Annotated in this window: 23 protein-coding genes and 2 riboswitches; of the genes, 19 read left to right on the top strand and 4 right to left on the bottom strand. The window is 67.8% G+C overall.

Annotation, left to right across the window (positions count from 1 at the left end; genetic code table 11):
- Positions 1 to 4: 4 nt before the first annotated feature.
- Positions 5 to 1,189: an LLM class flavin-dependent oxidoreductase gene (locus tag BR47_RS0106500; protein ID WP_029118962.1), complete on the bottom strand. Its 1,185-nt coding sequence runs from the start codon at positions 1,187 to 1,189 to the stop codon at positions 5 to 7.
- Complete coding sequence (locus tag BR47_RS0106495) at positions 1,186 to 2,106, bottom strand: alpha/beta fold hydrolase (protein ID WP_286154335.1); 921 nt, start codon at positions 2,104 to 2,106, stop codon at positions 1,186 to 1,188. Before BR47_RS0106495 ends, BR47_RS0106500 begins: the two co-directional genes overlap by 4 nt.
- A gap of 132 nt (positions 2,107 to 2,238) precedes the next feature.
- Between BR47_RS0106495 and ftsH the strand changes: the two genes are divergently transcribed.
- From ftsH to BR47_RS0106440, 11 genes are all read left to right on the top strand, one after another.
- Positions 2,239 to 4,485, top strand: a complete 2,247-nt coding sequence (gene ftsH / locus BR47_RS29900) for an ATP-dependent zinc metalloprotease FtsH (protein ID WP_051634676.1) — start codon at positions 2,239 to 2,241, stop codon at positions 4,483 to 4,485.
- A gap of 8 nt (positions 4,486 to 4,493) precedes the next feature.
- On the top strand, positions 4,494 to 5,102 hold the full coding sequence (gene folE, locus BR47_RS0106485) for a GTP cyclohydrolase I FolE (RefSeq protein WP_020100926.1): 609 nt from the start codon (positions 4,494 to 4,496) through the stop codon (positions 5,100 to 5,102).
- A gap of 47 nt (positions 5,103 to 5,149) precedes the next feature.
- Positions 5,150 to 5,944: a dihydropteroate synthase gene (gene folP / locus BR47_RS0106480; protein WP_029118960.1), complete on the top strand. Its 795-nt coding sequence runs from the start codon at positions 5,150 to 5,152 to the stop codon at positions 5,942 to 5,944.
- Complete coding sequence (gene folB / locus BR47_RS0106475; RefSeq protein WP_020100924.1) at positions 5,937 to 6,311, top strand: dihydroneopterin aldolase; 375 nt, start codon at positions 5,937 to 5,939, stop codon at positions 6,309 to 6,311. Before folP ends, folB begins: the two co-directional genes overlap by 8 nt.
- Complete coding sequence (gene folK / locus BR47_RS0106470) at positions 6,304 to 6,807, top strand: 2-amino-4-hydroxy-6-hydroxymethyldihydropteridine diphosphokinase (protein WP_029118959.1); 504 nt, start codon at positions 6,304 to 6,306, stop codon at positions 6,805 to 6,807. The genes folB and folK overlap by 8 nt, the downstream gene beginning before the upstream one ends.
- On the top strand, positions 6,807 to 7,283 hold the full coding sequence (locus tag BR47_RS0106465) for a DUF3180 domain-containing protein (protein WP_020100922.1): 477 nt from the start codon (positions 6,807 to 6,809) through the stop codon (positions 7,281 to 7,283). The genes folK and BR47_RS0106465 overlap by 1 nt, the downstream gene beginning before the upstream one ends.
- A gap of 67 nt (positions 7,284 to 7,350) precedes the next feature.
- Entirely contained in the window at positions 7,351 to 8,403 is a 1,053-nt protein-coding gene (locus BR47_RS0106460) for a DUF6779 domain-containing protein (protein WP_020100921.1), read from the top strand.
- A gap of 80 nt (positions 8,404 to 8,483) precedes the next feature.
- Entirely contained in the window at positions 8,484 to 9,410 is a 927-nt protein-coding gene (locus tag BR47_RS0106455; RefSeq protein ID WP_029118958.1) for a Rossmann-like and DUF2520 domain-containing protein, read from the top strand.
- Complete coding sequence (panC, locus tag BR47_RS0106450) at positions 9,407 to 10,363, top strand: pantoate--beta-alanine ligase (protein WP_029118957.1); 957 nt, start codon at positions 9,407 to 9,409, stop codon at positions 10,361 to 10,363. Before BR47_RS0106455 ends, panC begins: the two co-directional genes overlap by 4 nt.
- On the top strand, positions 10,363 to 10,770 hold the full coding sequence (panD, locus tag BR47_RS0106445) for an aspartate 1-decarboxylase (RefSeq protein ID WP_020100918.1): 408 nt from the start codon (positions 10,363 to 10,365) through the stop codon (positions 10,768 to 10,770). Before panC ends, panD begins: the two co-directional genes overlap by 1 nt.
- Positions 10,771 to 10,775: 5 nt before the next feature.
- Positions 10,776 to 11,576 (top strand): type III pantothenate kinase, encoded by an 801-nt coding sequence (locus BR47_RS0106440; protein WP_020100917.1) that lies wholly within the window; start codon positions 10,776 to 10,778, stop codon positions 11,574 to 11,576.
- On the opposite strand, the gene BR47_RS0106435 is transcribed toward BR47_RS0106440, so the two are convergent.
- Positions 11,573 to 12,820, bottom strand: a complete 1,248-nt coding sequence (locus BR47_RS0106435; RefSeq protein ID WP_029118956.1) for an alanine racemase — start codon at positions 12,818 to 12,820, stop codon at positions 11,573 to 11,575. The genes BR47_RS0106440 and BR47_RS0106435 overlap by 4 nt on opposite strands.
- 24 nt (positions 12,821 to 12,844) lie before the next feature.
- On the opposite strand from BR47_RS0106435, the gene lysS reads away from it, so the two are divergent.
- The 8 genes from lysS (at position 12,845) to BR47_RS0106395 (ending at position 23,107) form a co-directional block, all read left to right on the top strand.
- Complete coding sequence (lysS, locus tag BR47_RS0106430) at positions 12,845 to 14,347, top strand: lysine--tRNA ligase (RefSeq protein ID WP_029118955.1); 1,503 nt, start codon at positions 12,845 to 12,847, stop codon at positions 14,345 to 14,347.
- Positions 14,348 to 14,456: 109 nt separating this feature from the next.
- On the top strand, positions 14,457 to 14,804 hold the full coding sequence (lsr2, locus tag BR47_RS0106425) for a histone-like nucleoid-structuring protein Lsr2 (protein ID WP_020100914.1): 348 nt from the start codon (positions 14,457 to 14,459) through the stop codon (positions 14,802 to 14,804).
- A gap of 257 nt (positions 14,805 to 15,061) precedes the next feature.
- A complete protein-coding gene (gene clpC1 / locus BR47_RS0106420; protein WP_029105103.1) occupies positions 15,062 to 17,584 on the top strand; it encodes an ATP-dependent protease ATP-binding subunit ClpC in 2,523 nt (840 codons plus the stop codon).
- A gap of 69 nt (positions 17,585 to 17,653) precedes the next feature.
- A riboswitch (adenosylcobalamin (AdoCbl) riboswitch) is annotated at positions 17,654 to 17,800 on the top strand.
- 1 nt (position 17,801) lies between these two features.
- Positions 17,802 to 18,017, top strand: coding sequence for a CbtB domain-containing protein (locus tag BR47_RS0106415; RefSeq protein WP_029118954.1), 216 nt, complete (start codon positions 17,802 to 17,804; stop codon positions 18,015 to 18,017).
- A 15-nt stretch (positions 18,018 to 18,032) separates the two neighbouring features.
- Positions 18,033 to 18,941 (top strand): CbtA family protein, encoded by a 909-nt coding sequence (locus BR47_RS0106410; protein WP_029118953.1) that lies wholly within the window; start codon positions 18,033 to 18,035, stop codon positions 18,939 to 18,941.
- A 57-nt stretch (positions 18,942 to 18,998) separates the two neighbouring features.
- On the top strand, positions 18,999 to 19,415 hold the full coding sequence (locus BR47_RS0106405) for a YbjQ family protein (RefSeq protein WP_029118952.1): 417 nt from the start codon (positions 18,999 to 19,001) through the stop codon (positions 19,413 to 19,415).
- A gap of 26 nt (positions 19,416 to 19,441) precedes the next feature.
- Positions 19,442 to 19,649: riboswitch (cobalamin riboswitch) on the top strand.
- A 115-nt stretch (positions 19,650 to 19,764) separates the two neighbouring features.
- A complete protein-coding gene (gene metE / locus BR47_RS0106400) occupies positions 19,765 to 22,038 on the top strand; it encodes a 5-methyltetrahydropteroyltriglutamate--homocysteine S-methyltransferase (protein WP_029118951.1) in 2,274 nt (757 codons plus the stop codon).
- Between the two features lie 151 nt (positions 22,039 to 22,189).
- Complete coding sequence (locus tag BR47_RS0106395) at positions 22,190 to 23,107, top strand: NADP-dependent oxidoreductase (RefSeq protein ID WP_029118950.1); 918 nt, start codon at positions 22,190 to 22,192, stop codon at positions 23,105 to 23,107.
- A gap of 12 nt (positions 23,108 to 23,119) precedes the next feature.
- Here BR47_RS0106395 and BR47_RS0106390 read toward each other — a convergent pair whose 3' ends face one another.
- On the bottom strand, positions 23,120 to 26,500 hold the full coding sequence (locus tag BR47_RS0106390; protein WP_036426911.1) for a pyruvate carboxylase: 3,381 nt from the start codon (positions 26,498 to 26,500) through the stop codon (positions 23,120 to 23,122).
- Positions 26,501 to 26,502: the final 2 nt, after the last annotated feature.

Below are 26,502 nucleotides of genomic sequence, written 5' to 3'. Positions count from 1 at the left end.
GTTTTCAGCGTACCGACGCGTCTTTGGTGTGCTCGGCGATCGCGTTGCCGACGGCTTCGCCGACCCGGCCGAACAGCTGGTCGCGCAGGCCTTTTGCCCATTCGTGCGAGGCGTGCGGCGCGGTGAGCTGACCCTTGAAATGCGGGATCACCTCACGGGCGAACAGTTCGTACGAGTGCATGGTGGCCGCCGGCGGCGCCCAGTCGTGGCCCAGCATCAGGAACGTGCCGAAGCCGCCGGAACGGTCCAGCATGTCCTGGATATAGCCGATGCAGTCGGCGGGCGTGCCGATACAGCAATTGCCTTTGGCCGCATAGTCTTCGACGAACTGCCGGGACGTCGGCGCCGGACCGGTCTGGCTGCCCAGCGGGACGAAGCCGGCCGCGCCGAAGTAATTCGAGAAGTCCTCCAGGCCGTAGGTGCAGTCCTCGATGGCCTGCTCCCGGGTGTCGGCCAGGTGCACGACGCCCAGCACCCGCCAGCTCCGCCGGTCCGGCTCGGGCCGGCCGGCCTTCTTGGCCTGGTCACGCACCAGGTCCCACGTCGTCTCGAGGGCGGCGTAGCCGCCCGGCACCGACATCGACAGCGACAGCAGCGACGTGCCCAGCTGCCCGGCCAGCCGTGGACCGGAGGGGGAAACCATTGCCGCCGTGGATATCTCGGGATACGGCCAGGTGTACGGCCGGATGTGCAGCGCCGCGTCGCGCAGCGTGAACCAGTCGGTCTCGCGGGAGATGCGCTCATCGGGTGCGGCGCGGAACAGGGCCAGGATGGCTTCGAGTGACTGTTGCATCATCGGCCGCTGGTTCACCGGGTCGATGCCCATCATGTAGGCGTCCGACGGCAGCGCGCCCGGACCGGTCCCGAACATCACCCGGCCGCGGGTCAGATGGTCGAGCAGCACCCAGCGGTCGGCGACCATCAGCGGATGGTGGTACGGCAGCGACACCACGCCGGTGCCGAACCGGATGTTCTTGGTGCGTTCGGCTGCCGTGGCGATGAAAACCTCGGGGCAGGCGATCAATTCGTAACCGCCGGAATGGTGTTCGCCGTACCAGACCTCGTCGTAGCCCAGCCGGTCCAGGCGGACGGTGCGCTCCAGGTCGTATTCCAGTGCCGTGGTGGGAGATTGGCCGACCGGGTGGAACGGTGTGATGAAAGCCCCGAAATCCAGTGGGCGAAGCGTCATTTCAGTCCTTCGATGAACTCGATGAGTACGGCATTGACCTCGTCGGGACGTTCCTGCTGCAGCCAGTGCCCGGCGCCGTCGATCATGACCTCGCGGTAGTCGCCGGCGACGACGTCCCGCACGCGGTCGCGTGGCGTGAAGGTCAGTACGGGGTCGGCGCTGCCGGCCACGAACAGCGTCGGCACCGTGATGGTCGGTGCGGGGGTGGTCTCCGTCAGCTCCCAGTTGCGGTCGAAGTTGCGGTACCAGTTCAGTGGTCCGGTGAAGCCGCTCTCGGTGAAAGCCGTGACATACGGCTCGAATTCGTCTTCGGTGAGCCAGTCGGGCAGCGGCGGCAGCGGGTGGTCGACGAGCGTGTCTGGTGGTGCCGCGAAGCCCTCCTCGGCGACCATCCGGCGCATCGAGCTGTACGGATCGCGGCCCAGGGCCGCGTCGGCCACGCCGGGTTCCTGGAAATACAGCATGTAGAAGTAGTTGTCGCCGACCCGCCGGCGCCAGATTTCGGTCGGCGGCGCCGACGCCCGCGGCACCGGCGGCACACTCAGCGTCGCGACGGCCGTCACCCGGTCCGGGTGCAACAGCGCGAAGTTGCACACCACCGGGGAGCCCCAGTCGTGCCCGACGACCACCGCGCGCTCGGCGCCGACGTCGTCGAGCAGGCCGGCCAGGTCCCCGGTGAGGTGGACGATGTCATAGTCCTCGATGGCCGGCGGGCGTGATGAGCCGCCGTAGCCGCGTTGGTCGGGTGCGAGCACGTGGTAGCCGGCCGCGGCGAGCGCGGGAATCTGATGCCGCCAGGAGTGTGCGAGTTCCGGGAACCCGTGCGCCAGCACCACGACGGGAGCGCCACGGTCACCCGCCTCCGTGACCTGCAACTGCACGCCATTGGTCTCGACTGACCGTTTGGTGGACGTCATCACCGTTTCACCAAAGCACAGGTTTCCCTCCGGGAACTGCCGATCGTTTGCATAGCGGTAACCTGTGAACTATCCCGCATCTGTGTATCGGAAGGACCTGGCCGACGAGTATTCGCCGGCCGAAATATGTCGATGAAGCGAAAAAACGTCATCCGCACCCTGACCGTCGTCGCGGTCGTGTTGCTGCTGGGTTGGTCTTTCTTCTATTTCAGTGATGACACGCGTGGTTATCACCAGGTCGACACGTCTGTGGCGGTCGCTCAGATCAACGCCGGGAACGTCACCGGCGCCCAGATCGACGATCGCGAACAGCAGGTCCGGCTGGACCTGAAGAGCGTCAGCGCCGACACCGACAACAGCAACAAGATCATCACGTCGTTCCCGACGGGCTACGCGGTGCCGCTGTTCGATGCGCTCAACGCGAAGAACGTCAAGACCAAGACCGTCGTGAACCAGGGCAGCATCCTCAGCTCGCTGCTGATCTACCTGCTGCCGCTGCTGCTGCTCGTCGGCCTGTTCTTCATGTTCTCCCGCATGCAGGGCGGCGGCCGCATGGGCTTCGGCTTCGGCAAGTCGCGCGCCAAGATGCTCGGCAAGGACATGCCGAAGACGACGTTCGCCGACGTCGCCGGTGTCGACGAGGCCGTCGAAGAGCTCTACGAGATCAAGGACTTCCTGCAGAACCCGAGCCGTTACCAGGCCCTCGGCGCCAAGATCCCCAAGGGCGTGCTGCTCTACGGCCCGCCCGGAACGGGTAAGACGCTGCTGGCGCGCGCCGTCGCCGGTGAGGCCGGGGTTCCGTTCTTCACGATTTCTGGCTCGGACTTCGTCGAGATGTTCGTCGGTGTCGGTGCCTCCCGCGTCCGCGACCTGTTCGAGCAGGCCAAGCAGAACAGCCCGTGCATCATCTTCGTCGACGAGATCGACGCTGTCGGCCGCCAGCGCGGCGCCGGCCTGGGCGGTGGCCACGACGAGCGCGAGCAGACGCTGAACCAGCTGCTGGTCGAGATGGACGGCTTCGGCGACCGCCAGGGCGTCATCCTGATCGCCGCCACCAACCGGCCCGACATCCTGGACCCGGCGCTGCTGCGTCCCGGCCGCTTCGACCGGCAGATCCCGGTCTCGGCGCCCGACCTGGCCGGCCGCAAGGCCGTGCTGCGGGTGCACTCGGCCGGCAAGCCCATCGCCCCCGACGCCGACCTCGACGGCCTGGCCAAGCGGACCGTCGGCATGTCCGGCGCCGACCTGGCCAACGTCATCAACGAGGCCGCGCTGCTGACCGCCCGCGAGAACGCCACCGTGATCACCGGTCCGGCGCTGGAGGAAGCCGTCGACCGCGTCGTCGGTGGTCCGCGCCGCAAGGGCCGCATCATCAGTGAGCTGGAAAAGAAGATCACCGCTTACCACGAGGCCGGGCACACGCTGGCCGGCTGGGCCATGCCGCACCTGGACCCGGTGTACAAGGTGACGATCCTGGCCCGCGGCCGCACCGGCGGGCACGCCGTCGCCGTCCCCGAGGACGACAAGGGTATGCAGACCCGCTCCGAACTCATCGCGCGCTTGGTCATGGCGATTGGCGGCCGCGCCGCCGAGGAGCTGATCTTCCGCGAGCCCACCACCGGCGCGGTGTCCGACATCGAGAACGCCACCAAGATCGCCCGCGCCATGGTCACGGAATTCGGCATGAGCGCGAGGTTGGGCGCGGTCCGGTACGGCACCGAACACGGTGACCCCTTCCTGGGCCGCACCATGGGCACGCAGGCCGACTACAGCCACGAGGTCGCGCAGCTCATCGATGACGAGGTCCGCAAGCTCATCGAGGCCGCCCACACCGAAGCCTGGGACGTGCTGACGCAGTACCGCGACCAGCTGGACACGCTGGCCGGCGAGCTGCTCGAGAAGGAGACGCTGCACCGCCCCGACCTGGAGCGCATCCTGGTCGACGTCGAGAAGCGGCCCCGCCTGACGATGTTCGACGACTTCGGTGGCCGGATCCCGTCGGAGAAGCCGCCCATCAAGACGCCGGGCGAGCTGGCCATCGAGCGCGGCGAGCCGTGGCCCCCGCCCGTCAAGGAGCCGGCATTCAAGGCGGCCATCGCCGCGGCCAGCCAGGCCGCCGCCGGATCCGGCGTGAACGGCACCAACGGCGCGCACGCCGCGCCGAACGGCCAGCCCCAGCACGGCCAGACCCAGCCGAACTACGGCGCACCCGCGGGCTGGCAGGCCCCGGGCTGGCCGCCGCAGCATGGCCAGGGCCACCACGGCCAGCAGGGCCAGTGGTACCCGCAGCCGGGCTGGGGACAACCCGGCCCGTCGCAGGGCTACCAGCCGTATCCGCAGCAGCCGGCACCGCCGCCTGCCAAGCCCAACGACGAGTAGGCGCATAGATGACGCGGTCGCAGATCCATTCGGCCAGGCTCACCCCGCCGAAGTTCGATCACGATCGAGCCGAAGCAGCAGTGCGTGAGCTGCTGCTCGCCGTGGGCGAGGACCCGGACCGGGACGGGCTCCGGGACACCCCCGGCCGCGTTGCCCGCGCCTTCGAAGAGATCTTCGGCGGGCTGTACACCGACCCCGACTCGGTGCTCGACACCACCTTCGACGAGGGCCACGACGAGCTCGTGCTGGTCAAGGACATCCCGATGTACTCGACGTGTGAGCACCACCTGGTGTCGTTCCACGGCGTCGCGCATGTCGGCTACATCCCGGGCGAGGACGGCCGGGTGACCGGGCTGTCCAAGATCGCCCGCCTGGTCGACCTGTACGCCAAGCGGCCCCAGGTGCAGGAACGGCTGACCGGCCAGATCGCCGACGCCCTGATGCGCAAGCTGAACCCGCAGGGCGCCATCGTGGTGATCGAGGCCGAGCACCTGTGCATGGCGATGCGCGGAGTCCGCAAGCCCGGCGCGGTGACCACCACCTCGGCGGTGCGCGGCCAGTTCAAGACCTGCGCGTCGTCGCGAGCCGAAGCGCTGGATCTGATCCTGCGGAAGTGAATCCCGTCGCTCCGCTCGCCCAGGCCGTGACACTTTCCACGCAGGTCATGGGCGTCGTCAACGTCACGGCCGACTCGTTCTCCGACGGTGGACGCTTCCTCGACCACGATCGCGCGATCGAGCACGGTCTGGCGCTGGCGGCCCAGGGAGCACAGATCATCGACGTCGGTGGGGAGTCCACCCGGCCCGGCGCCGCCCGGCTGGATCCCGAGGTCGAACGCGGCCGCATCCTTCCGGTGATCAGAGAGCTTGTCGCACAAGGCATCACGGTCAGCGTCGACACCATGCACGCCGACGTGGCCGAGGCCGCACTGGAATGCGGCGTGCACATCGTCAACGACGTTTCAGGTGGCCGGGCCGATCCGAACATGGCCCCGCTGCTGGCGGGCGCGCGGGTGCCGTGGGTGCTGATGCACTGGCGCGAGGTCGATGCCGAGCAGCCGCACCGGATCCCGGAGTACGCCGACGTCGTGGCCGATGTCCGGGCCGAACTCCTCACCGCGGTCGACGACGCGGTGGCGGCCGGCGTCGATCCGGGCAACCTGATCATCGATCCGGGTCTGGGCTTCGCCAAGTCGGCGCAGCACAACTGGGCGCTGCTGCGGGCGCTGCCCGAATTCGTGGCCACCGGCATCCCGGTGCTGGTCGGGGCGTCGCGCAAGCGGTTCCTCGGCACCCTGCTGGCCGATGCCGACGGCACGCCGCGCGCACCCGACGGCCGGGAGACGGCCACCGCGGTGATCTCGGCGCTGGCGGCGCAGCAGGGCGCGTGGGGAGTGCGGGTGCATGATGTGCAGGCGTCGGTTGATGCGGTGAAAGTGGTGGGGGCCTGGCATGGCTGATCGAATCGAACTGCGGGGCTTGACCGTTCGTGGCAACCACGGCGTCTTCGACCACGAGCGGCAGGACGGGCAGGACTTCATTGTCGACATCACGGTGTGGATCGACCTGGTCGCGGCCGCGATGAGCGACGAGTTGTCGGACACCCTGGACTACGGCGCGCTGGCGCAGCAGGCCGCCGACATCATCGCGGGGCCGCCGCGGAATCTGATCGAGACGGTGTCGGCCGAGATCGCCGACTCGGTGATGACCGACCAGCGCGTCCACGCCGTCGAGGTGGTGCTGCACAAGCCCAGTGCGCCGATCCCGTTGACGTTCAAGGACGTTGCGGTCGTGGCGCGCCGGTCGAGGCGGGGCGGTCGTGGCTAGCGTCGTTCTTTCCATCGGCTCCAACCTGGGCGACCGGCTCGCTCACCTGCAGTCGGTGGTCTCGGGGCTGCGCGGTGCGGTCCGGGCCGTCTCCCCGGTTTACGAGACGGCGGCCTGGGGCGGTGTCGAGCAGGGGCCGTTCCTCAACGCCGTGCTGCTGGCCGACGATCCCGGCCTCGACGGTCCCGGCTGGCTGCGGCGGGCCCACGAGTTCGAGAACGCGGCGGACCGGGTGCGCGAACAGCGTTGGGGCCCACGAACTCTCGATGTCGACATCGTCAGCTGCCACGACGGCGACGGCGAAGTGCGCTCTGACGATCCGGTCCTCACATTGCCGCATCCGCTGGCGCATCAGCGCGCTTTCGTGCTGGTGCCGTGGCTGGCCGCCGACCCCGCCGCCCAACTGCGAGGTGTTCCGGTCACCGAGCTGCTGGCCGCCATCGACGCCGGCGAGCGCGACGGCGTGCGCCGCACCGACCTGGCGCTGGTGCCCTGATGGGACCCACCCGGAAGCGGGACCTGGCGATCGGCACGGCGCTGGCCACGGTCGTCGCGTACCTGCTGGTGATCGTGGTGTACCGCTGGTTCCCACCGATCACGGTGTGGACGGGCTTGTCGCTGTTGGTTTTTGCCGCCGTGGAGGCGGGCTGGGCGTTCTTCCTGCGGGCCAAGATCCGCGACGGTGCCATCGGGGTGGGGGCCGGCCGGATCCATCCGCTGGCGGTCGCGCGGTCGGTGGTGGTGGCCAAGGCGTCGGCCTGGGTCGGTGCGCTGGCCCTCGGCTGGTGGCTCGGCGTGCTCGGTTACGTGCTCCCGCGGCGCGGTGTACTGCGGGTGGCCGCGGCCGATTTCCCGGGTGTGACGGTCGCCGCGGTGAGTGCGCTGGCCCTGGTGGTGGCGAGTCTGTGGTTGCAGCATTGCTGCCGCGCACCGCTGGACCCGCCGGAGAAGTCCGACGGCGCAACCGAATAGGTAACGATCCGTCCGGACGGGGTGTCGGTCGACCTGCGATGGGAAGGCAAAACGGTACAGTCAGCCCATGATCGATCCGACCCGGGCTGCGCGCGGCAGGCGTGCGAACCGCAGGCCGGGTTGGTTGCTGCTGACGGCGTTGCTGGTGCTCGCGATCATCGCCAGTTCCGCGCTGGTGTTCACCGATCAGGTCGAGTTGCTGAAACTCGCCGTGGTCATTGCCCTGTGGGCCGCGGTGGCGGCGGCGTTCGCCTCGTTCATCTACCGGCGCCAGGCCGATCTGGACCAGGCCCGGGCCCGCGACCTCAAGCTCGTGTACGACCTGCAGCTGGACCGCGAGATCGCGGCGCGTCGCGAATACGAACTGTCGCTGGAATCGCATCTGCGCCGTGAGCTGGCCTCCGAACTGCGCGCCCAGTCGGCCGACGAGGTCGCGGCGCTGCGTGCGGAGCTGGCCGCGCTGCGCGCCAACCTCGAGTTCTACTTCGACACCGATCTGGCCCACCGCCCGGCGCTCGAGACCGACCGCAGCGGGCAGTCCGCGCCGGTCGGCCGCGTCGTCGCCAGCCGGATCGACACCGAGGACCGGCCGGACCTGATGTCGGAGCCGAACACCGAAGAGAGCCCCATCATCGACGTGGCGGCCGAGCCGCACGTACCGCCGGATCCCTGGGCACCGCCGCCCCCGCCGCCGCAGCCGCCGTTCGGTGGCGCGCACCGTCTGCCCCCGCAGCCGGCGCCGTCCGACTGGCAGCCCACCCCGGCCGAGGGCCAGTGGATTCCGGCCGGTCAGCCCGGCAGCAACTGGGCCCCGGTGACGCCGGAACCGACGCCGCCTCCGCCGCCGGTCCAGGACCGTGGTCCCGAGCCGACCATGACCCTGCCGGTCGTCCCGCCCGCTCCCGAGCCGACCCCCGAACCGCCGCGCCGCGGCCGCCACGGGGCCCCCGTCGAGCCGCCCGCGACAGAGACCCCTGTCACATCCGGTCGTCGGCGCCGCGCCGAACCGGACGACGAACCCGCAGGTCAGCACGTTGGCGGGCAACCGGCGGCGGAATTGCTGGCGCGGCTGCAGGCCAACACCAGCGGCGGCGGCCGTCGACGTCGCCGCGAGGACTGAGCTACGCTCTGCGGTGACCGTCCGGTACCTGCCGAGCAGGACTGGAACGAGGAGAAACCACCAATTGTGAGGTCGCTGCAATGAAGCAGCTCGACGGACTGCGTCCGGCCCGGCTCACTGTCGGAATCATTTCCGCAGGGCGGGTCGGCAGTGCGCTGGGTGTGGCGCTCGAGCGCGCCGACCACGTCGTCGTCGCGTGTAGCGCGATCTCCCACGCGTCGCGCGGCCGTGCCGAGCGCCGGCTGCCCGACACCCAGGTATTGCCCGCGCACGACGTCGCCGCCAAAGCCGAACTTCTGCTGCTGGCCGTGCCCGACGCCGAGCTGACGTCCGTCGTCGCCGGCCTGGCGGCCACCGGTTCGGTCCGGCCCGGGACCATCGTCGTGCACACCTCGGGCGCCAACGGCATCGCCGTGCTGGCCCCGCTGACCGAGCAGGGCTGTATCCCGCTGGCCATCCACCCGGCCATGACGTTCACCGGCGCGGACGAAGACATCACCCGGCTGTCGGAGACCTGTTTCGGCATCACCGCGGCCGACGACATCGGCTACGCCATCGCCCAATCCCTTGTTCTCGAAATCGGCGGCGAACCGTTCCGGGTTCGCGAAGACGCCCGCACGCTCTATCACGCGGCCCTGGCGCACGCCGGCAATCACGTCATCACCGTCGTCCTCGACGCCGTCGAAGCCCTGCGCGATGCGCTGGCCGGGCAGGAACTGCTGGGACAGGAACTCGTCACGGGCGACCCCGCCGGCATCGCCGAGCGCATCCTCGCGCCGCTGGCGCGGGCTTCCCTGGAGAACGCGCTGCAGCGCGGGCAGAGTGCGCTGACGGGCCCGGTGGCCCGGGGTGACGGCGCCGCTGTCGCGGCCCACCTGCGCGCCATGGAAGAAGTGAATCCCGAACTGGCGCAGGCATATCGGGCCATGTCGCTGCGCACCGCACAACGTGCCCACGCACCCGAAGAGGTTTTCGCCGTGTTGAACGACTCAGGGAGAGCGCAGTGACCGATCGCAGGCCGCCGAAGTTCACCGCCGGCGAGCTGAACCTCTACACCAATCCGACCGACGTGTCGGATGTGTCGCGGGTGCTGCGCGCGACAGGGCGCCGCGTGATGCTCGTGCCGACCATGGGCGCGCTGCACGAGGGTCACCTGGAGCTGGTGCGTTCGGCCAAGAAGGTGCCCGGCGCCGTCGTGGTGGTATCGATCTTCGTCAACCCCTTGCAGTTCGGCGCGGGTGAGGACCTGGACGCCTACCCGCGGACGCTGGACTCCGACGTCGAGCTGCTGCGGGGCGAGGACGTCGACATCGTCTTCGCGCCCAGCGCTGCCGCGATGTACCCCAACGGCCAGCGCACCACCGTCGTCCCGGGCCCGCTGGGTGCCGAGCTGGAGGGCGGCTCGCGGCCGACGCACTTCGCCGGGATGCTGACGGTGGTGCTCAAGCTGCTGAACATCGTGCGACCCGATCGCGCGTTCTTCGGCGAAAAGGATTACCAGCAGCTGGTTCTGGTGCGCCAGATGGTCGACGACCTCGACCTCGAAGTGCGCATCCAGGCGGTGCCGATCGTGCGCGAGTCCGACGGACTGGCCATGTCGTCGCGCAACCGCTACCTCGATGCTGAACAGCGCGAACAGGCCGGGGCATTGTCCGCGGCGCTGCTCGCCGGCAAGTACTCCGCGTCGCACGGCGCGGCCGCCGCACTCGATGCGGCCCGGGCGGTCCTCGATGAGGTACCCGCCATCGACGTCGACTATCTGGAGGTCCGGGACCCATGGCTGGGTCCGGCACCGGCTTCGGGCCCGGCCCGCTTGCTGGTGGTGGGCCGGCTCGGCACGACCAGATTGTTGGACAACATCGCCATCGATATCGGTGCATCCGCAGGGATCGACGGTCACCCCAATGTGGGGTCTGCCATCGGCAATGACGGTAGCCACGAATTACCTTGGAGGAATTGATGTTTCGCACCATGCTGAAGTCCAAGATTCACCGGGCCACGGTGACGCAGGCGGACCTGCACTACGTGGGTTCGGTGACCATCGACGCCGACCTGATGGACGCCGCCGACATCCTCGAGGGCGAGCAGGTCACCATCGTCGACATCGACAACGGCAACCGGCTGGTCACCTACGCCATCACCGGTGAGCGCGGTACCGGCATCATCGGGATCAACGGCGCCGCAGCGCATCTCATCCACCCGGGTGACCTGGTGATCCTCATCGCCTACGCCACCATGGACGACGCCGAGGCCCGCACCTACCAGCCGAACGTCATCTTCGTGGACGCGCAGAACCGGCAGATCGACTTCTCGCACGACGCCGCGCACGTCCCGGACGGTGTCGACGGCCTGCTGTCGCCGCGGTAACGCCGGTGCTGCTGGCAATCGATGTCCGCAACACCCACACCATCGTCGGGTTGATCTCCGGCTCCGGAGATCACGCAAAAGTGGTGCAGAACTGGCGGATTCGGACCGAGTCGGAGGTGACGGCCGACGAGCTCGCGCTGACCATCGACGGCTTGATCGGTGACGACGCCGAAAACCTGCTCGGGGCAACGGGTTTGTCGACGGTGCCGTCGGTGCTGCACGAAATCCGGGTGATGCTGGACCAGTACTGGCCGAAGGTGCCGCACGTGCTGATCGAGCCGGGGGTGCGCACCGGCATCCCGCTGCTGGTGGACAACCCGAAAGAGGTCGGGGCCGACCGCATCGTCAACTGCCTTGCGGCGTACCACAAGTACGGCACCGCGGCCATCGTCGTCGACTTCGGGTCGTCGATCTGCGTCGACGTCGTCTCGGCCAAGGGTGAGTTCCTCGGCGGTGCCATCGCGCCCGGTGTCCAGGTGTCCTCGGACGCCGCGGCGGCGCGGTCGGCGGCGCTGCGCCGCGTCGAATTGACCCGGCCGCGATCGGTGATCGGCAAGAACACCGTCGAGTGCATGCAGGCCGGTGCGGTGTTCGGTTTCGCCGCTCTGGTGGACGGTCTGGTGAACCGGGTACGTGACGACGTCGACGGCTTCGACGGCCACAACGTCACGGTCGTCGCCACCGGGCACACCGCGCAGCTGGTGCTGCCCGATCTGCGGACCGTGCAGCACTACGACAAGAACCTCACCCTCGACGGCCTCCGACTGGTCTTCGAGCGCAACCAGCGCAACGCCCGCCGCGGCTAGAAGAACGTCCGGACCAACTCGACCACCCGGTGGTCGGCGTCGAGCACCGGGATCAGTTGCCACTTGTCGAACACCGTGCAGGGGTGTGAGATGCCGAATTCCAGCCAGTCGCCGACGGCCAGGTCCTGGTCGGCCGGTGCCAGCCGCAGGTAGGCGTGCTGGTCGTTGAGCTTCTCGACGCGGCTGTCGGGCCGTCCGTAGGGCACGGGCAGGTCCTGGTCGAACGACACGTCCCGGCGGCCCATGCCCACGATGGCGAGGTCGGGTTCGGGCCGCGACAGCACCTGCGCCCACACGCTGAGCGCGGGCTCCAGGTGGGCGTCGTCGGTACGGCCCAGCGGTGTCGTGCGGGCGTACAGACCGTCGTCGTGCGTCAGGTAGCAGCCGCTGCGCAGGACGGTGTGCACCGTCATGCCCTCGGGCCAGCCGGTCAGGATGTCGGCGACCAGGTCGAAGTACGTGCTGCCGCCGGCCGTCACCAAGATCTCGTCGGTCTCGAACAGCGGGTGCAACCGGATGACGGTGTCCCGCATCGACTGCAGGTAGCCCGTGACGGCAGCCACCGCGGCGTCGCCGACCTCATGGCCCGTCGCCGCCTCGTATCCGGCGACGCCGACGAGCCGCAGCCGGTCCGAGTCCACCACCGCGCGCGCCACGGCGTCGGCGGTCTCGGCGTCGCGGCAGCCGGTGCGGCCGCCCGGCTGACCGACCTCGACGCAGACGTCCACCTGGCGGCGACGGCCGGTGAGCGCGGACGTCATGAGCTGCACGCCGCGCACCGAGTCGACCCAGCACGTCAGCTCGAAGTCGGGGTTGGCGTCCAGTTCGGCGGCCAGCCACCGCAGCCCGGTGACGTCGACGAGCTCGTTGGCCAGGATGATCCGGCGCACCCCGAACGCGCGGAACACCCGGACCTGGCTGATGGTGGCGGCCGTGACGGCCACCGCACCCGCGCCGAGCTGGCGGGCCAGCAGCTGCGGTGACATGTGGGTCTTGCCGTGCGGCGCGAGCTGTACGCCCCGGCGGCGGCACCAGCGCGCCATGGTGACCATGTTGTGCACCAGGGGCTGCGTACGCAGCGTGCACACCGGCGATACCGCGCCGTCGGCGAACAGACTGGGGCGTCGACGGCACACCTGAGCAGGGGTCTGGCCCCACCACGAGGCCGGCAGTCCCTTGAATTTCCAGTCGATCGGCTCGTGGTCCAGCGCGTCTACGGCGGACTGCTCCAAACTGGTGGCCATGGGCTTCATTTAAGCTGGCATTTCGTGAGCGAAGCCGACAGCCCCGACATTCCCGAGCAGTTCCGCATCCGCCAGGCCAAGCGTGAGCGGCTGCTGGCCGAGGGGCGCGATCCGTATCCGGTCGAGGTGCCGCGTACCCACACCCTGGCAGAGCTGCGGGCGGCGTACCCGGAGCTCGCCGCGGACACCGCGACCGGCGACATCGTCGGTGTGGCAGGGCGCGTCGTGTTCGCCCGGAACTCGGGAAAGCTGTGCTTCGCGACGCTGCAGGAGGGCGACGGCACGCAGCTGCAGGCCATGCTGAGCCTGGACAAGGTGGGCCAGGAGTCGCTCGACGCCTGGAAGGCCGACGTCGACCTGGGCGACATCGTGTTCATCGAGGGCGAGGTCATCAGTTCCCGCCGCGGTGAATTATCTGTGCTTGCCCAGAACTGGCAAATTGTGTCCAAGGCCCTGCGACCGCTTCCCGTCGCGCACAAGGAACTGAATGAAGAGACCCGGGTCCGGCAGCGGTACGTCGACCTGATCGTGCGCCCCGAGGCCCGCAATGTCGCCCGGCAGCGCATTGCGGTGGTACGGGCATTGCGCTCGGCATTGGAGCGTCGCGGTTTTCTCGAAGTCGAGACCCCGATGTTGCAGACGCTGCCCGGTGGCGCCGCGGCGCGGCCATTCATCACGCACTCCAACGCGCTCGATGCGGATCTGTACCTGCGCATCGCGCCCGAGTTGTTCCTGAAGCGCTGCCTGGTCGGTGGCTTCGAGAAGGTTTTTGAGCTTAATCGGAACTTTCGCAACGAGGGCGCGGATTCCACGCATTCACCGGAATTTGCGATGTTGGAGACATATCAGGCCTACGGCACATATGACGATTCCGCGATTGTGACGCGTGAGCTTATTCAGGAGGTTGCCGACGAGGCCATTGGGACCCGAATGGTCCCGCTGCCGGACGGTTCCACCTATGACCTCGACGGTGAATGGGCGACCGTCGAAATGTATCCGTCGTTGTCGGAAGCGCTGGGTGAGGAGATCACTCCGGAGACTTCCGTCGAGTACCTGTGGAAGGTGGCCGAACGGCTGGGTGCCGAGATTCCCCGCGACCGTGGATACGGCCACGGGAAATTGATCGAGGAACTGTGGGAGCACACCGTCGGTGATCACCTTTGGGCGCCGACGTTCGTCCGGGATTTCCCGGTGGAGACCACGCCGCTCACTCGCGCCCACCGCACTATTCCGGGCGTTACGGAAAAGTGGGATCTGTATGTCCGGAAGTTCGAGCTAGCCACCGGCTATTCGGAGTTGATCGATCCGGTGATTCAACGCGAGCGTTTCGAGGCGCAGGCGCGTGCCGCCGCGGCCGGTGACGACGAGGCAATGCGACTTGATGAGGATTTCCTTATCGCATTGGAGTATGCGATGCCGCCGACGACCGGAACAGGAATGGGACTCGACCGCTTGCTGATGGCGTTGACGGGGTTGACGATTAGGGACACGGTTTTGTTCCCGATTGTGCGGCGCCAAGCGGACTGAAAACTGAGCTGACCCTGAGACTTGTTGAAGGAATTGAACTCCTATGCCAGCATTGTTATGGCAGAGTCGATTCTGCATTTTTCCGAGGCAGAAGGGTTAGTGTGGGCCGATGGCAAAGAAAGTGACTGTCACGCTCGTCGACGATTTCGACGGTGAAGGTGCGGCGGATGAGACGGTCGAATTTGCTCTCGACGGGGTGAACTACGAGATCGACCTCACCACCAAGAACGCCACCAAGCTTCGGAATGATTTGAAGAAATGGGTCGAGGCCGGCCGTCGTGTCGGTGGTCGCCGCCGCGGCCGCGCCAGCACCGGTGCCACGGGGCGGGGCCGCGCGTCCATCGACCGTGAGCAGAGCGCCGCCATCCGGGAATGGGCGCGCCGCAACGGTCACAATGTCTCCAGCCGGGGCCGTATTCCGGCGGAGATCATCGACGCGTTCCACGCCGCCACCTGAGCCCGCGGGCAACAGAATTCAGGATTGCCCGCAGTTTCTCTGTTCGCTTTCGGCGTAGCCCGGTCAGGCTGATCCGGGAAACGTTTCGTCGCCGCAGCGCGTTGGCCTTTTCGCAGCGCTGAGTGGCCTTGCGAGCTAGGGGATACCGCAGGGCACGCATGGTCGCCGCCCATTAGAGTGGACGGTAGGCGCACAGCGTCGCGACACGCGAAGTGACGTGGCAGGAGCTGCGCTACGAGGGAGAGCAGGTAACACCGATGTTCGAGAGATTCACCGACCGGGCCCGCCGGGTCGTCGTCTTGGCTCAAGAAGAAGCCCGGATGCTCAACCACAACTACATCGGCACCGAGCACATCCTGCTTGGCCTCATCCATGAGGGCGAGGGCGTAGCTGCCAAGTCGCTGGAATCGCTGGGCATCTCGCTGGAGGGTGTGCGCAGCCAGGTCGAGGAGATCATCGGCCAGGGCCAGCAGGCGCCGTCCGGCCACATTCCGTTCACGCCGCGCGCCAAGAAGGTGCTCGAGCTGTCGCTGCGCGAGGCGCTGCAGCTCGGCCACAACTACATCGGCACCGAGCACATCCTGCTCGGCCTGATCCGCGAGGGTGAGGGCGTCGCCGCCCAGGTGCTCGTGAAGCTGGGCGCCGAGCTGACCCGCGTGCGTCAGCAGGTCATCCAGCTGCTCTCGGGCTACCAGGGCAAGGAGACCGCCGAAGCCGGTACCGGTGGCCGCGGTGGCGAGACGGGCAACCCGTCGACGTCGCTCGTGCTCGATCAGTTCGGTCGCAACCTGACCGCCGCCGCCGCCGAGGGCAAGCTCGATCCGGTCATCGGCCGCGAGAAGGAAATCGAGCGGGTCATGCAGGTGCTGAGCCGCCGCACCAAGAACAACCCGGTGCTGATCGGTGAGCCCGGTGTCGGTAAGACCGCCGTCGTCGAGGGCCTGGCGCAGGCCATCGTGCACGGCGAGGTCCCCGAGACCCTCAAGGACAAGCAGCTCTACACGCTGGACCTGGGTTCGCTGGTCGCCGGCAGCCGCTACCGCGGTGACTTCGAAGAGCGCCTCAAGAAGGTCCTCAAGGAGATCAACACCCGCGGCGACATCATCCTGTTCATCGACGAGCTGCACACGCTCGTGGGTGCGGGTGCCGCCGAGGGCGCCATCGACGCCGCCAGCATCCTGAAGCCGAAGCTGGCCCGTGGCGAGCTGCAGACCATCGGTGCGACGACGCTCGACGAGTACCGCAAGTACATCGAGAAGGACGCCGCCCTCGAGCGCCGGTTCCAGCCGGTGCAGGTGGGTGAGCCGACCGTCGAGCACACCATCGAGATCCTCAAGGGTCTGCGTGACCGCTACGAGGCGCACCACCGCGTCTCCATCACCGACGGTGCGCTGGTGGCCGCGGCCACCCTGGCCGACCGCTACATCAACGACCGGTTCCTGCCGGACAAGGCCATCGACCTCATCGATGAGGCCGGCGCCCGCATGCGCATCCGCCGGATGACCGCTCCGCCAGACCTGCGCGAGTTCGACGAGAAGATCGCCGATGCCCGCCGGGAGAAGGAATCGGCCATCGACGCGCAGGACTTCGAGAAGGCAGCCCGGCTGCGCGACTCGGAGAAGACGCTGGTCGCCCAGCGCGCCGAGCGGGAGAAGCAGTGGCGTTCGGGTGATCTCGACGTGGTCGCCGAGGTCGACGACGAGCAGATCGCCGAGGTCCTGGGCAACTGGACCGGCATCCCGGTCTTCAAGCTGACCGAGGCCGAGACCACGCGTCTGCTGCGCATGGAAGATGAGCTGCACAAGCGGATCATCGGCCAGGTCGACGCCGTCAAGGCGGTCTCGAAGGCCATCCGGCGTACCCGCGCCGGCCTGAAGGACCCGAAGCGTCCGTCGGGCTCGTTCATCTTCGCCGGCCCGTCCGGTGTCGGTAAGACCGAGCTGTCGAAGGCGCTGGCCGAGTTCCTGTTCGGTGACGACGACGCGCTCATCCAGATCGACATGGGCGAGTTCCACGACCGCTTCACCGCGTCGCGGCTGTTCGGTGCCCCTCCGGGCTACGTCGGCTACGAAGAGGGCGGCCAGCTCACCGAGAAGGTGCGCCGCAAGCCGTTCAGCGTCGTGCTGTTCGACGAGATCGAGAAGGCCCACCAGGAGATCTACAACAGCCTCCTGCAGGTCCTCGAAGACGGCCGCCTGACCGACGGTCAGGGTCGCACCGTCGACTTCAAGAACACCGTGCTGATCTTCACCTCGAACCTCGGTACGAGCGACATCAGCAAGGCGGTTGGCCTCGGCTTCACCCAGGGTGGCGGCGAGAACAACTACGAGCGGATGAAGCTCAAGGTGCACGACGAGCTGAAGAAGCACTTCCGCCCGGAGTTCCTGAACCGTATCGACGACATCATCGTGTTCCACCAGCTGACGCAGGACGAGATCATCCAGATGGTCGACCTGATGATCGGCCGGGTCGGCAAGCAGCTGAAGGCCAAGGACATGGAGATGGAGCTGACCGACAAGGCCAAGGCACTGCTGGCCAAGCGCGGCTTCGATCCGGTCCTTGGTGCCCGCCCGCTGCGCCGGACCATCCAGCGCGAGATCGAGGACCAGCTCTCCGAGAAGATTCTCTTCGAGGAGGTCGGCCCCGGTCAGCTGGTCACCGTGGACGTCGAGAACTGGGACGGCGAGAGCAACAACACCGAGGATGCGGTGTTCACCTTCGCCGGCCGTCGCAAGGAATCGGCCGACCTGGCCGAGGCCGCTGCGACTGCCTCGGAGTAAACCTGCCGTAACCGATCGCGAAAAATGCCCTTCCCCGAACATCGGGGGAGGGTATTTTTCGTTGGGCGTGTATGTTCATCCCGTACGACGGTGCATGGAAGCCGGTGGAAATCCGGCACGGTTGCGCCACTGTGAGCCCTCTGCGGCGAGTCAGATCTTTCGCCGTCGTGCAGAACCGAACAATGTAGGGGCGCGTGACCCCGTAGGAGGTTTGACCATGACGAGTATTGCGGTTTCCAAGCCGGGCGTATCGACCAAGGCGCTTTCGGCCACCCGGGTGGCAGTGCTGCTCGGGGTGACGATCTTCCTTGCCGTGCTGGCGTACTACCTCGTCGGCATCGACGAGGGCATGATGTCGATGTTCGGTAAGACCGTCGTGGTCCACGAGTGGGTGCACGACTCGCGGCACTTCCTCGGCTTCCCCTGCCACTGATCCACGGGACTTCTTGTGGAAATCCGCGTCATCGGGCGCGGAGCCCTCGCCGGTCTGATCGCCGGCATTCTGGGGTTCCTGTTTGCCTGGATTTTTGCTGAACCCACCATCGACAAGGCCATCGACTACGAATCCGGCCGCATGAACGTGCTCTCGACCGTTCATACGGCCATGGGGCATCCGGTCGAGCCGGACGGGCCGGAGCTGTTCAGCCGGTCCATCCAGTCGGGTATCGGTGCGGCCACCGGCATCATCGCGTTCTCCGTGGCGATGGGTGCGCTGGTGGCGGTCGCGTATCTGGTGCTGCACGGCCGGTTCGGCGTGCGGCCCAAGGTGCTGGGCTGGACCGTCGCCGGTTTCGGCTTCCTGGGTGTGTACCTGCTGCCGTTCGTGAAATACCCGTCGAACCCGCCTGCCGTCGGCCACGAATTCACCATGGAGGCCCGCGGTTTCCTGTACCTGGGCATGGTGTGGGGATCGCTGACCCTGCTGGGCCTCGCGGTGTTCGCCGCGCGCAAGCTGTCCGCGAAGGTCGGCTGGGCGCGTGCCGTCGGAATCTCGGTGCTCGGATTCTTCGTCGTGTACGGCGGTCTGCTGGCGGCGCTGCCGTCGCTGGGTGATCTGGCCGCCAACGTCGAGCATTCGGGCGAGTTCGGCTTCGCGCGCGCCGCCACCGAGACGCCGCAGCCGATCACCAACACATTCGATACGCCGGTCACCGTCGACGGCAAGGTCTATGCCCCCGGGCAGTTGATCTACCCCGGATTCGACGCCGACCTGCTGTGGAAGTTCCGGTGGTACTCGCTGATCGACCAGGCGTTGATCTGGACGGTCATCGGGCTGGTGTTCGGCGGGCTCGTCGAGCGCTACCTCGGTGGCACCAGGAAGGCCGCACCGGTGCAGGACGTGGCAGCCGCGCTCTGACGATTGCGGTTGCCGCGCACTACAGTTCGAGGCATACCGACACAGAAAGGCGGCAGCATGCTGGTTGTCACGACGAATGACCTGCCCGGGTGGGAGATTCAGCGGGTCTGCGGTGAGGTATTCGGCCTCACCGTCCGGTCCCGGAACGCCTTCGCGCAGATGGGCGCCGGCTTCAAGGCGATGTTCGGCGGCGAGCTGCAGGGCATGACCAAGAATCTCGCCGAGAGCCGCAACGAAGCCATGGGCCGGCTGCTCCAGGAGTGTCACGCCCGCGGCGGCAATGCCATCATCGGGATGCGGTTCGACACCACCGAGATCGGCGATGTGTGGACCGAGATCTGCGCGTACGGCACTGCGGTACAAGCGGTTCCGGTCACCGACGCGGCCCGCTACACCGCACAGCAGTTGGGTTACGGCGGCGGTCCGGGCCCGGCCGGCCCGGTTGGCCCCGGCGGTCCGGGCCCGACAGGGTAATCTCCACGGCGCAGCTGGTTTGCCAATGACGCTTCGGCGTCTGCGGCATCGAATGGCGGAAATCCGCCATGAGAGGGAACCCGGTGAGAATCCGGGACTGTCCCGCAGCGGTGAGCAGGAACGACCGCCGTCATCGGCACTGGTTCGTACCGAACTGGGAAGCGACGGCCACTAGGTGCACCCGAGGGGTGCGTGCCCGCGAGTCCGAAGACCTGCCAGCTGTGCCGGATGCGCCGCGTCCGGCGGTGCATCGCCTCGTGGAATGGGCTGATCGCCGAGGGCGGTTTGTGCTGTCCTCGATGAATGTCCTTGGGCGGTGCGCACTTCCGTCGCATTTGAAGGACGTCAGTTGTCAACACCATTCACCGCAACCATTCTCGGCGCGCCCCGCATCGGTCCGAACCGTGAACTCAAACGGGCCGTCGAACGCTATTGGGCGGGCCGGATCGGCCGGGCCGCGCTCGAGGAAATCGCCGCGGGCCTGCGCCGCGAGACCGTCGCCGCGTTGTCGGCCGCCGGACTGGATTCCGTTCCGGTCAATACGTTCTCCTACTACGACCAGGTGCTCGACACCGCGGTGCTGCTCGGCGCCCTGCCGAGTCGCGTGAGCGGCATTGCCGACGATCTCGACCGCTATTTCGCGGCGGCTCGCGGGACGGCGGACATTGCACCGCTCGAGATGACGAAGTGGTTCGACACCAACTACCACTACCTGGTCCCGGAGATCGGCCCCGACACCACGTTCGCGCTGCATCCGGACAAGGTGCTGGCCGAGCTCAAAGAGGCTCAGGCGCAGGGTATTCCGGCCCGGCCTGTGATCGTCGGGCCGATCACGTTCCTGGCGCTGAGTAAGGCCGTCGACGGCGCAGAGGCGCCCATCGGGCGCCTCGGTGAGCTGCTGCCGTTGTATGCCGAACTGCTGGGCCGGCTCGCCGCAGCCGGTGCCGAGTGGGTGCAGATCGACGAACCCGTCTTGGTCACCGACATCCTGGGCGACGCTGCCAACGCCGCCGAACTGGCCGAGCACGTCTACGCCACGCTCGCGGCAACCACCAAGCGCCCGGCGATCCTGGTCGCGACCTACTTCGGCGAACTGGGGCCCGTGCTGCCGGCACTGGCTCGTACCCAGATCGACGGCGTCGCAGTCGATTTCGTTTCCGGTGGCGACCGGCCGGTGGCCGGTGTTCCAGGCCTCGCGGACAAGCTGCTGGTGGCCGGCGTAGTCGACGGCCGCAACGTCTGGCGCACTGACCTGGAGGCCGCACTGGTCCGGCTGGAGTCAGTGCAGGAGTCGGCACGTTCGGTGGCTGTGTCCACGTCGTGCTCGACGCTTCACGTCCCGTACTCGCTCGAACCTGAGGACGGGCTCGACGACGCGCTCCGCGGCTGGCTGGCGTTCGGTGCCGAGAAAGTCGGCGAGGTCGCGACGCTGGCGACGGCGCTGCGCAACGGCCGGGGCTCGGTGACTGCGCAGCTCGAGGCGTCGAACCGGGCGGTCGCGTCGCGCACGCACGACCCGCGACTGCACAACGCCGCCGTCCGAGCCCGGCTCGACACGGTCCTGTCCGGTGGCATCAGCCGCGGGCCGGCCGCCGAACGGCGTAAGGCACAAGATGCCCGGCTGCACCTGCCGGCACTGCCGACCACCACGATCGGTTCGTTCCCGCAGACCGTCGAGATCCGCAAGGCCCGGGCGGCGTTCGTCGCCGGCGAGATCGACGAGGCCGATTACACCGGCCGGATGAAATCCGAAGTCGAGACGGTGATCCGGTTGCAGGAGGAACTCGGCCTCGATGTGCTGGTGCACGGCGAGCCCGAGCGCAACGACATGGTGCAGTACTTCGCCGAGCAGCTCGACGGCTTCTTGACCACCAAGAACGGCTGGGTGCAGTCGTACGGCAGCCGCTGCGTGCGCCCGCCGGTCCTCTTCGGTGACGTCACCAGGCGGCAGCCGATGACGGTCGAGTGGGCGACGTACGCGCAGACGCTGACCGACAAGCCGGTCAAGGGCATGCTCACCGGTCCGGTGACGATCCTGGCCTGGTCGTTCGTTCGCGACGATCAGCCGCTGGCGGACTCGGCCAACCAGGTGGCGCTGGCCATCCGGGACGAGACCGTCGATCTGCAGTCCGCCGGCATCGCGATCATCCAGGTCGACGAGCCGGCACTGCGAGAGCTGCTGCCGCTGCGCAATGCCGACAAGGCGGCCTACCTGCAGTGGGCGGTCGATGCGTTCCGGCTCTCGACGTCGGGCGTCAGCGACGCCACGCAGATTCACACGCACCTGTGCTATTCGGAGTTCGGTGAGGTGATCGGTGCCATTGCCGATCTCGATGCCGACGTGACGTCGATCGAGGCGGCCCGCTCCCACATGGAGGTCCTCGACGACCTCAACGGCATCGGGTTCTCGAACAGCGTCGGCCCCGGTGTGTACGACATTCACTCACCGCGGGTTCCCACCACCGGCGAGATGGCGACATCGCTGCGCCGTGCGCTGGATGCCGTTCCGGCAGAACGGCTCTGGGTGAACCCGGACTGTGGGCTGAAGACCCGCAAGACCGATGAGGTGACCGAGTCGCTGCGGCACATGGTGCAGGCGGCACAGTTGGTTCGCGCCGGATAGCTCGCCGATGACTGCGCTCCGGAATCTGGCTCAGGTTCCGGAGCGCAGTTCATTTCGGGGTCACGCGGCGGTGCGTCACCTGAAATAAAACCGGCTGCTCGAGCCTTGACCTTGCTGGGCCGGTGCCCGGAAACCGATTGGAGACGAATCGATGTCGCGAGTAGTGCAGTTCGCCGAATACGGCGCACCCGAGGTTTTGCGAGTTGTCGATGTCGAGCCGCCGGCTCCCTTACCCACCCAGGTGCGAATCGCGGTACGTGCCGCGGGCGTGAATCCGATCGACTGGAAGATCCTCGGCGGGTACATGCGCGAACTGATGCCGCTCGAGCTGCCCGCCGGTGTGGGGTCCGACGTGGCCGGCGTCGTCGACGCCGTCGGGTCCGAGGTAACCGAGTGGGCGGTTGGCGACGAGGTCCTGGGCCGGTCCACGACAGGTTCGTTCGCGGATCTCGCGCTGGCGGAAGCTGCCGAGCTCGTCCGTAAGCCTGAGGGCGTCAGCTGGGAAGTGGCGGGCTCGCTGGCAGGCGCGGGCGGCACTGCGTACACGGTGCTGGGGAAGCTCGGCGTCAAGGCGGGCGACACCCTGCTCATCCACGCGGCCGCCGGCGGCGTCGGTACTTTTGCCGTCCAGCTCGCAAAGGCTCAAGGCGTCAACGTCATTGGCACAGCCGGTGAATCCAACCACGAATACCTGCGTTCGCTCGGCGCGACGCCGGTCACCTACGGCGCTGGTCTGCTCGACAGGGTCCGGGCCGCCGCACCCGACGGGGTCGACGCCGTTCTCGACGCCTCCGGTCGCGGCGAGATTCCGTTGTCCATCGAGCTCACCGGCGACCCGGCGCGCGTTCTCACGCTGGTCGCCTTCGACCAGGCCGCCACCGGAATCCAGGTGCATGTCGGTGGTTCCGGAAGCGAACTGGGCGCCGCCCTGCGGGAACTGGCGACGCTTGTCGCGCAGGGACGCCTCACCATCTCGATCAGCGAGACGTACCTGCTGACCGAAGCCGGTGCCGCGCTCTCGGCGAGCACGGCGGGCCACGTGCACGGCAAGCTCGTCGTCGTGCCGTGAACACGGCGTTGGTCAGCTGACCACCACGAGCAGGTCATTGCCTTCGACGCTCGCGGTGGGCGCCAACGCGATCCGCGTGACGGTACCGGCCTTCGGCGCCGTGATGGCTGCCTCCATCTTCATCGCCTCGATGGTGGCGACCGTTTGGCCCGCGCTGACCCGCTCGCCAACGGTCACCCCGATCGTCACGACACCGGCGAACGGCGCCGCAACGTGGTCCGGGTTGCCGCGGTCCGCTTTCTCCGCGACGGGGACTGCGCTGTCGATCGACCTGTCCCGCACCAGGATCGGGCGCAGCTGACCGTTCAACAGGCACAACACCGTCCGCATGCCGCGGTCATCGGGCTCGGAGATGGCCTCGAGACCGATGAGCAGCTCGACGCCCTTCTCCAACTTGACGCGGTGCTCCTCGCCGCGGCGCAGCCCGTAGAAGAACTGGTTGGCGCTCAGGCGGGAGGTGTCGCCGAATTGTTCTCGATGCGTCAGGAATTCGCGGGTCGGACCGGGGAAGAGCAGCCGATTCAGGGCGGCTCGGCGGGTAAGACCGGGCTCCGCCAGTTCGGCGTGGTCCTCGACGGTGAGGGTTGCCGTCGGCCTGGTGTCGGACCTTCCGTGAAGGGCCTTGCTGCGCAAGGGTTCCGGCCAGCCGCCGGGCGGGTCGCCGAGCTCGCCGCGGAGGAAGCCGATCACCGAATCCGGGATGTCGCAGCGGTGCGGGTCGGCGGCGAACTCCCCGGCGCTCATCCCGGCGCCGACGAGCGCCAGCGCAAGGTCACCTACCACCTTGCTCGACGGCGTCACCTTCACCAGCCTGCCGAGAGCGTGATCTGCTCCGGCATAGGCGTTTTCGATGTCCTCGAAGCGGCCGCCCAGCCCGAGGGCGGTGGCCTGGGTACGCAGATTGCTGAGCTGCCCGCCCGGGATCTCGTGGGTGTACACGCGGCCGGTCGGTGCGGGCAGGCCCGCCTCGAAAGGCGCGTAGACGCGGCGCAACGCCTCCCAATACGGTTCCAGCTCACAGACGTTCGCCAACGACAGACCGGTGTCGTGCGTGGTGTGCGCGGCTGCCGCAACGATCGACGACAGGGCAGGCTGGCTGGTGGTGCCGGCCAGCGGTGCCGCCGCCCCGTCGACTGCCGAGGCGCCGGCCTGCCAGGCCGCGACGTACGTGGCCAGCTGTCCACCCGGGGTGTCGTGGGTGTGGACGTGTACAGGCAGGTCGAACCGGGATCGCAACGCCGACACGAGTTCTGCCGCCGCGGGCGGTCGCAGCAGACCGGCCATGTCCTTGATGGCCAGCACATGGGCACCGGCATCGACGATCTGCTCGGCCAGCTTCAGCCAATAGTCGAGCGTGTACAGCGTCTCCGTGGGGTCGGAGAGGTTGCCGGTGTAGGACATCGCGACTTCGGCCACCGCGGAACCGGTTTCACGCACTGCGTCGATCGCCGGCCGCATCGATTCCACGTTGTTCAGCGCGTCGAAGATCCGGAAGATGTCGATGCCGGTGGCTGTGGCCTCCTGCACGAATGCCGACGTGACCGATGCCGGATAGGGTGTGTAACCCACGGTGTTTCGGCCGCGCAACAGCATCTGGAGACAGATGTTGGGCATCGCCTCCCGCAGCGCGGCCAGCCGCTCCCACGGGTCCTCCTTCAGGAACCGAAGCGCCACGTCATAAGTCGCGCCGCCCCAGCACTCGACCGACAGCAGCTGCGGCGTCATGCGGGCCACGTACGGTGCCACCTTGACCAGGCCCGAGGTACGCACTCGCGTGGCGAGTAGCGACTGATGGGCGTCGCGGAACGTGGTGTCGGTGACCCACAGCCGCGGCGACTCCAGTAGGGCGGCCGCAAAGCGCTCTGGGCCGAGCTCGGTCAGCAGCTGCTTGCTGCCCGCCGGCGCCGGACCGTCGAGATCAATCTTCGGCAGCTTGTCACGTGGATACACAGTCGACGGACGACCGCCGTGCGGCTGGTTCACCGTCACGTCCGCGAGGTAGTTGAGGATGCGGGTGCCGCGGTCCCCTGGAGTGTGGGCCGTCAGTAGTTGCGGACGCTCGTCGATGAACGATGTCGACACCTTGCCCGCGGCGAAGTCCGGATCATCGAGAACCGCTTGCAGGAAAGGAATGTTCGTCGACACCCCGCGGATGCGGAACTCCGCGAGGGCGCGTCGGGCCCTCCTGACCGCCGTCGCGAAATCCTGACCGCGGCAGGTGAGTTTGACCAGCATCGAGTCGAAGTGGGCGCTGATCTCCGCACCGACGTTGGTGCCGCCGTCCAGCCGGACGCCGGCACCACCGGGAGAACGGTAGGCGGTGATCCGGCCGGTGTCGGGGCGGAAACCGTTGGCGGGATCTTCGGTGGTGATGCGGCACTGCATGGCGGCGCCACGGATTCTGATGCGATCCTGGCTCAGCCCGAGCTCGGCCAACGACCGGCCGGCCGCGATCCGTAACTGGGCGGCCACCAGGTCGACGTCGGTGATCTCCTCGGTCACCGTGTGCTCGACCTGAATGCGCGGATTGCACTCGATGAACACGTGGTGCCCGCGCTCGTCGAGCAGGAACTCGACGGTTCCGGCGCAGAAGTAACCGATCTGGCGCGCGAATGTCACCGCGTCCGAACAGATTCGGTTCCGCAGTTCGTCGGTGAGGTTCGGGGCGGGGGCCAGCTCGACCACCTTCTGGTGCCGGCGTTGCACACTGCAGTCCCGTTCGAAGAGGTGGATCACCTCGCCGGTTCCGTCGGCCAGTATCTGCACCTCGATGTGGCGGGGGTTGAGGACCGCCTGCTCGAGGTAGACGTTCGGGTCACCGAAAGCAGACTCCGCTTCGCGCGACGCCGCCGCGATGGCCTCGGCCAGGGCGGCCGGCTCGGTCACCCTCCGCATGCCACGTCCGCCACCACCCGAGACGGCCTTGACGAACAGCGGAAACTCCATACCGGCTGCGGCCGTGATTAATTCGCTGACCGAAGCCGACGGCTCCGACGATGCGAGCACCGGCAGGCCGGCGGTTCGGGCCGCGGCGATGGCGCTGGCCTTGTTGCCGGTCAACTCCAGGACGCTGGCACTCGGGCCGACGAACGTGATGCCCGCCGCGGCGCACGCTGACGCGAGTTCCGGGTTCTCCGACAGGAATCCGTATCCCGGGTACACCGCGTCGGCGCCGGATAGCTGCGCCACCCGGATGATTTCGGGCACCGACAGATAGGCGCGAACGGGATGGCCCGGCTCGCCGATCTGGTAGGACTCGTCGGCCTTCAGTCGGTGTGGGGAGTTCCGGTCCTCGTGGGCGTACACCGCCACCGTCGCGATACCCAGCTCATAGGCCGCCCGGAAGGCCCGGATCGCGATCTCACCCCGGTTGGCGACGAGGATTTTGGTGATGG

The sequence above is a fragment of the Mycobacterium sp. UNC410CL29Cvi84 genome (assembly GCF_000686745.1).
Classification (GTDB): Bacteria; Actinomycetota; Actinomycetes; order Mycobacteriales; family Mycobacteriaceae; genus Mycobacterium; species Mycobacterium mucogenicum_B.
Note: the sequence above shows the minus strand (reverse complement) of the source record. Positions and strands in the feature narration are given on the sequence as shown.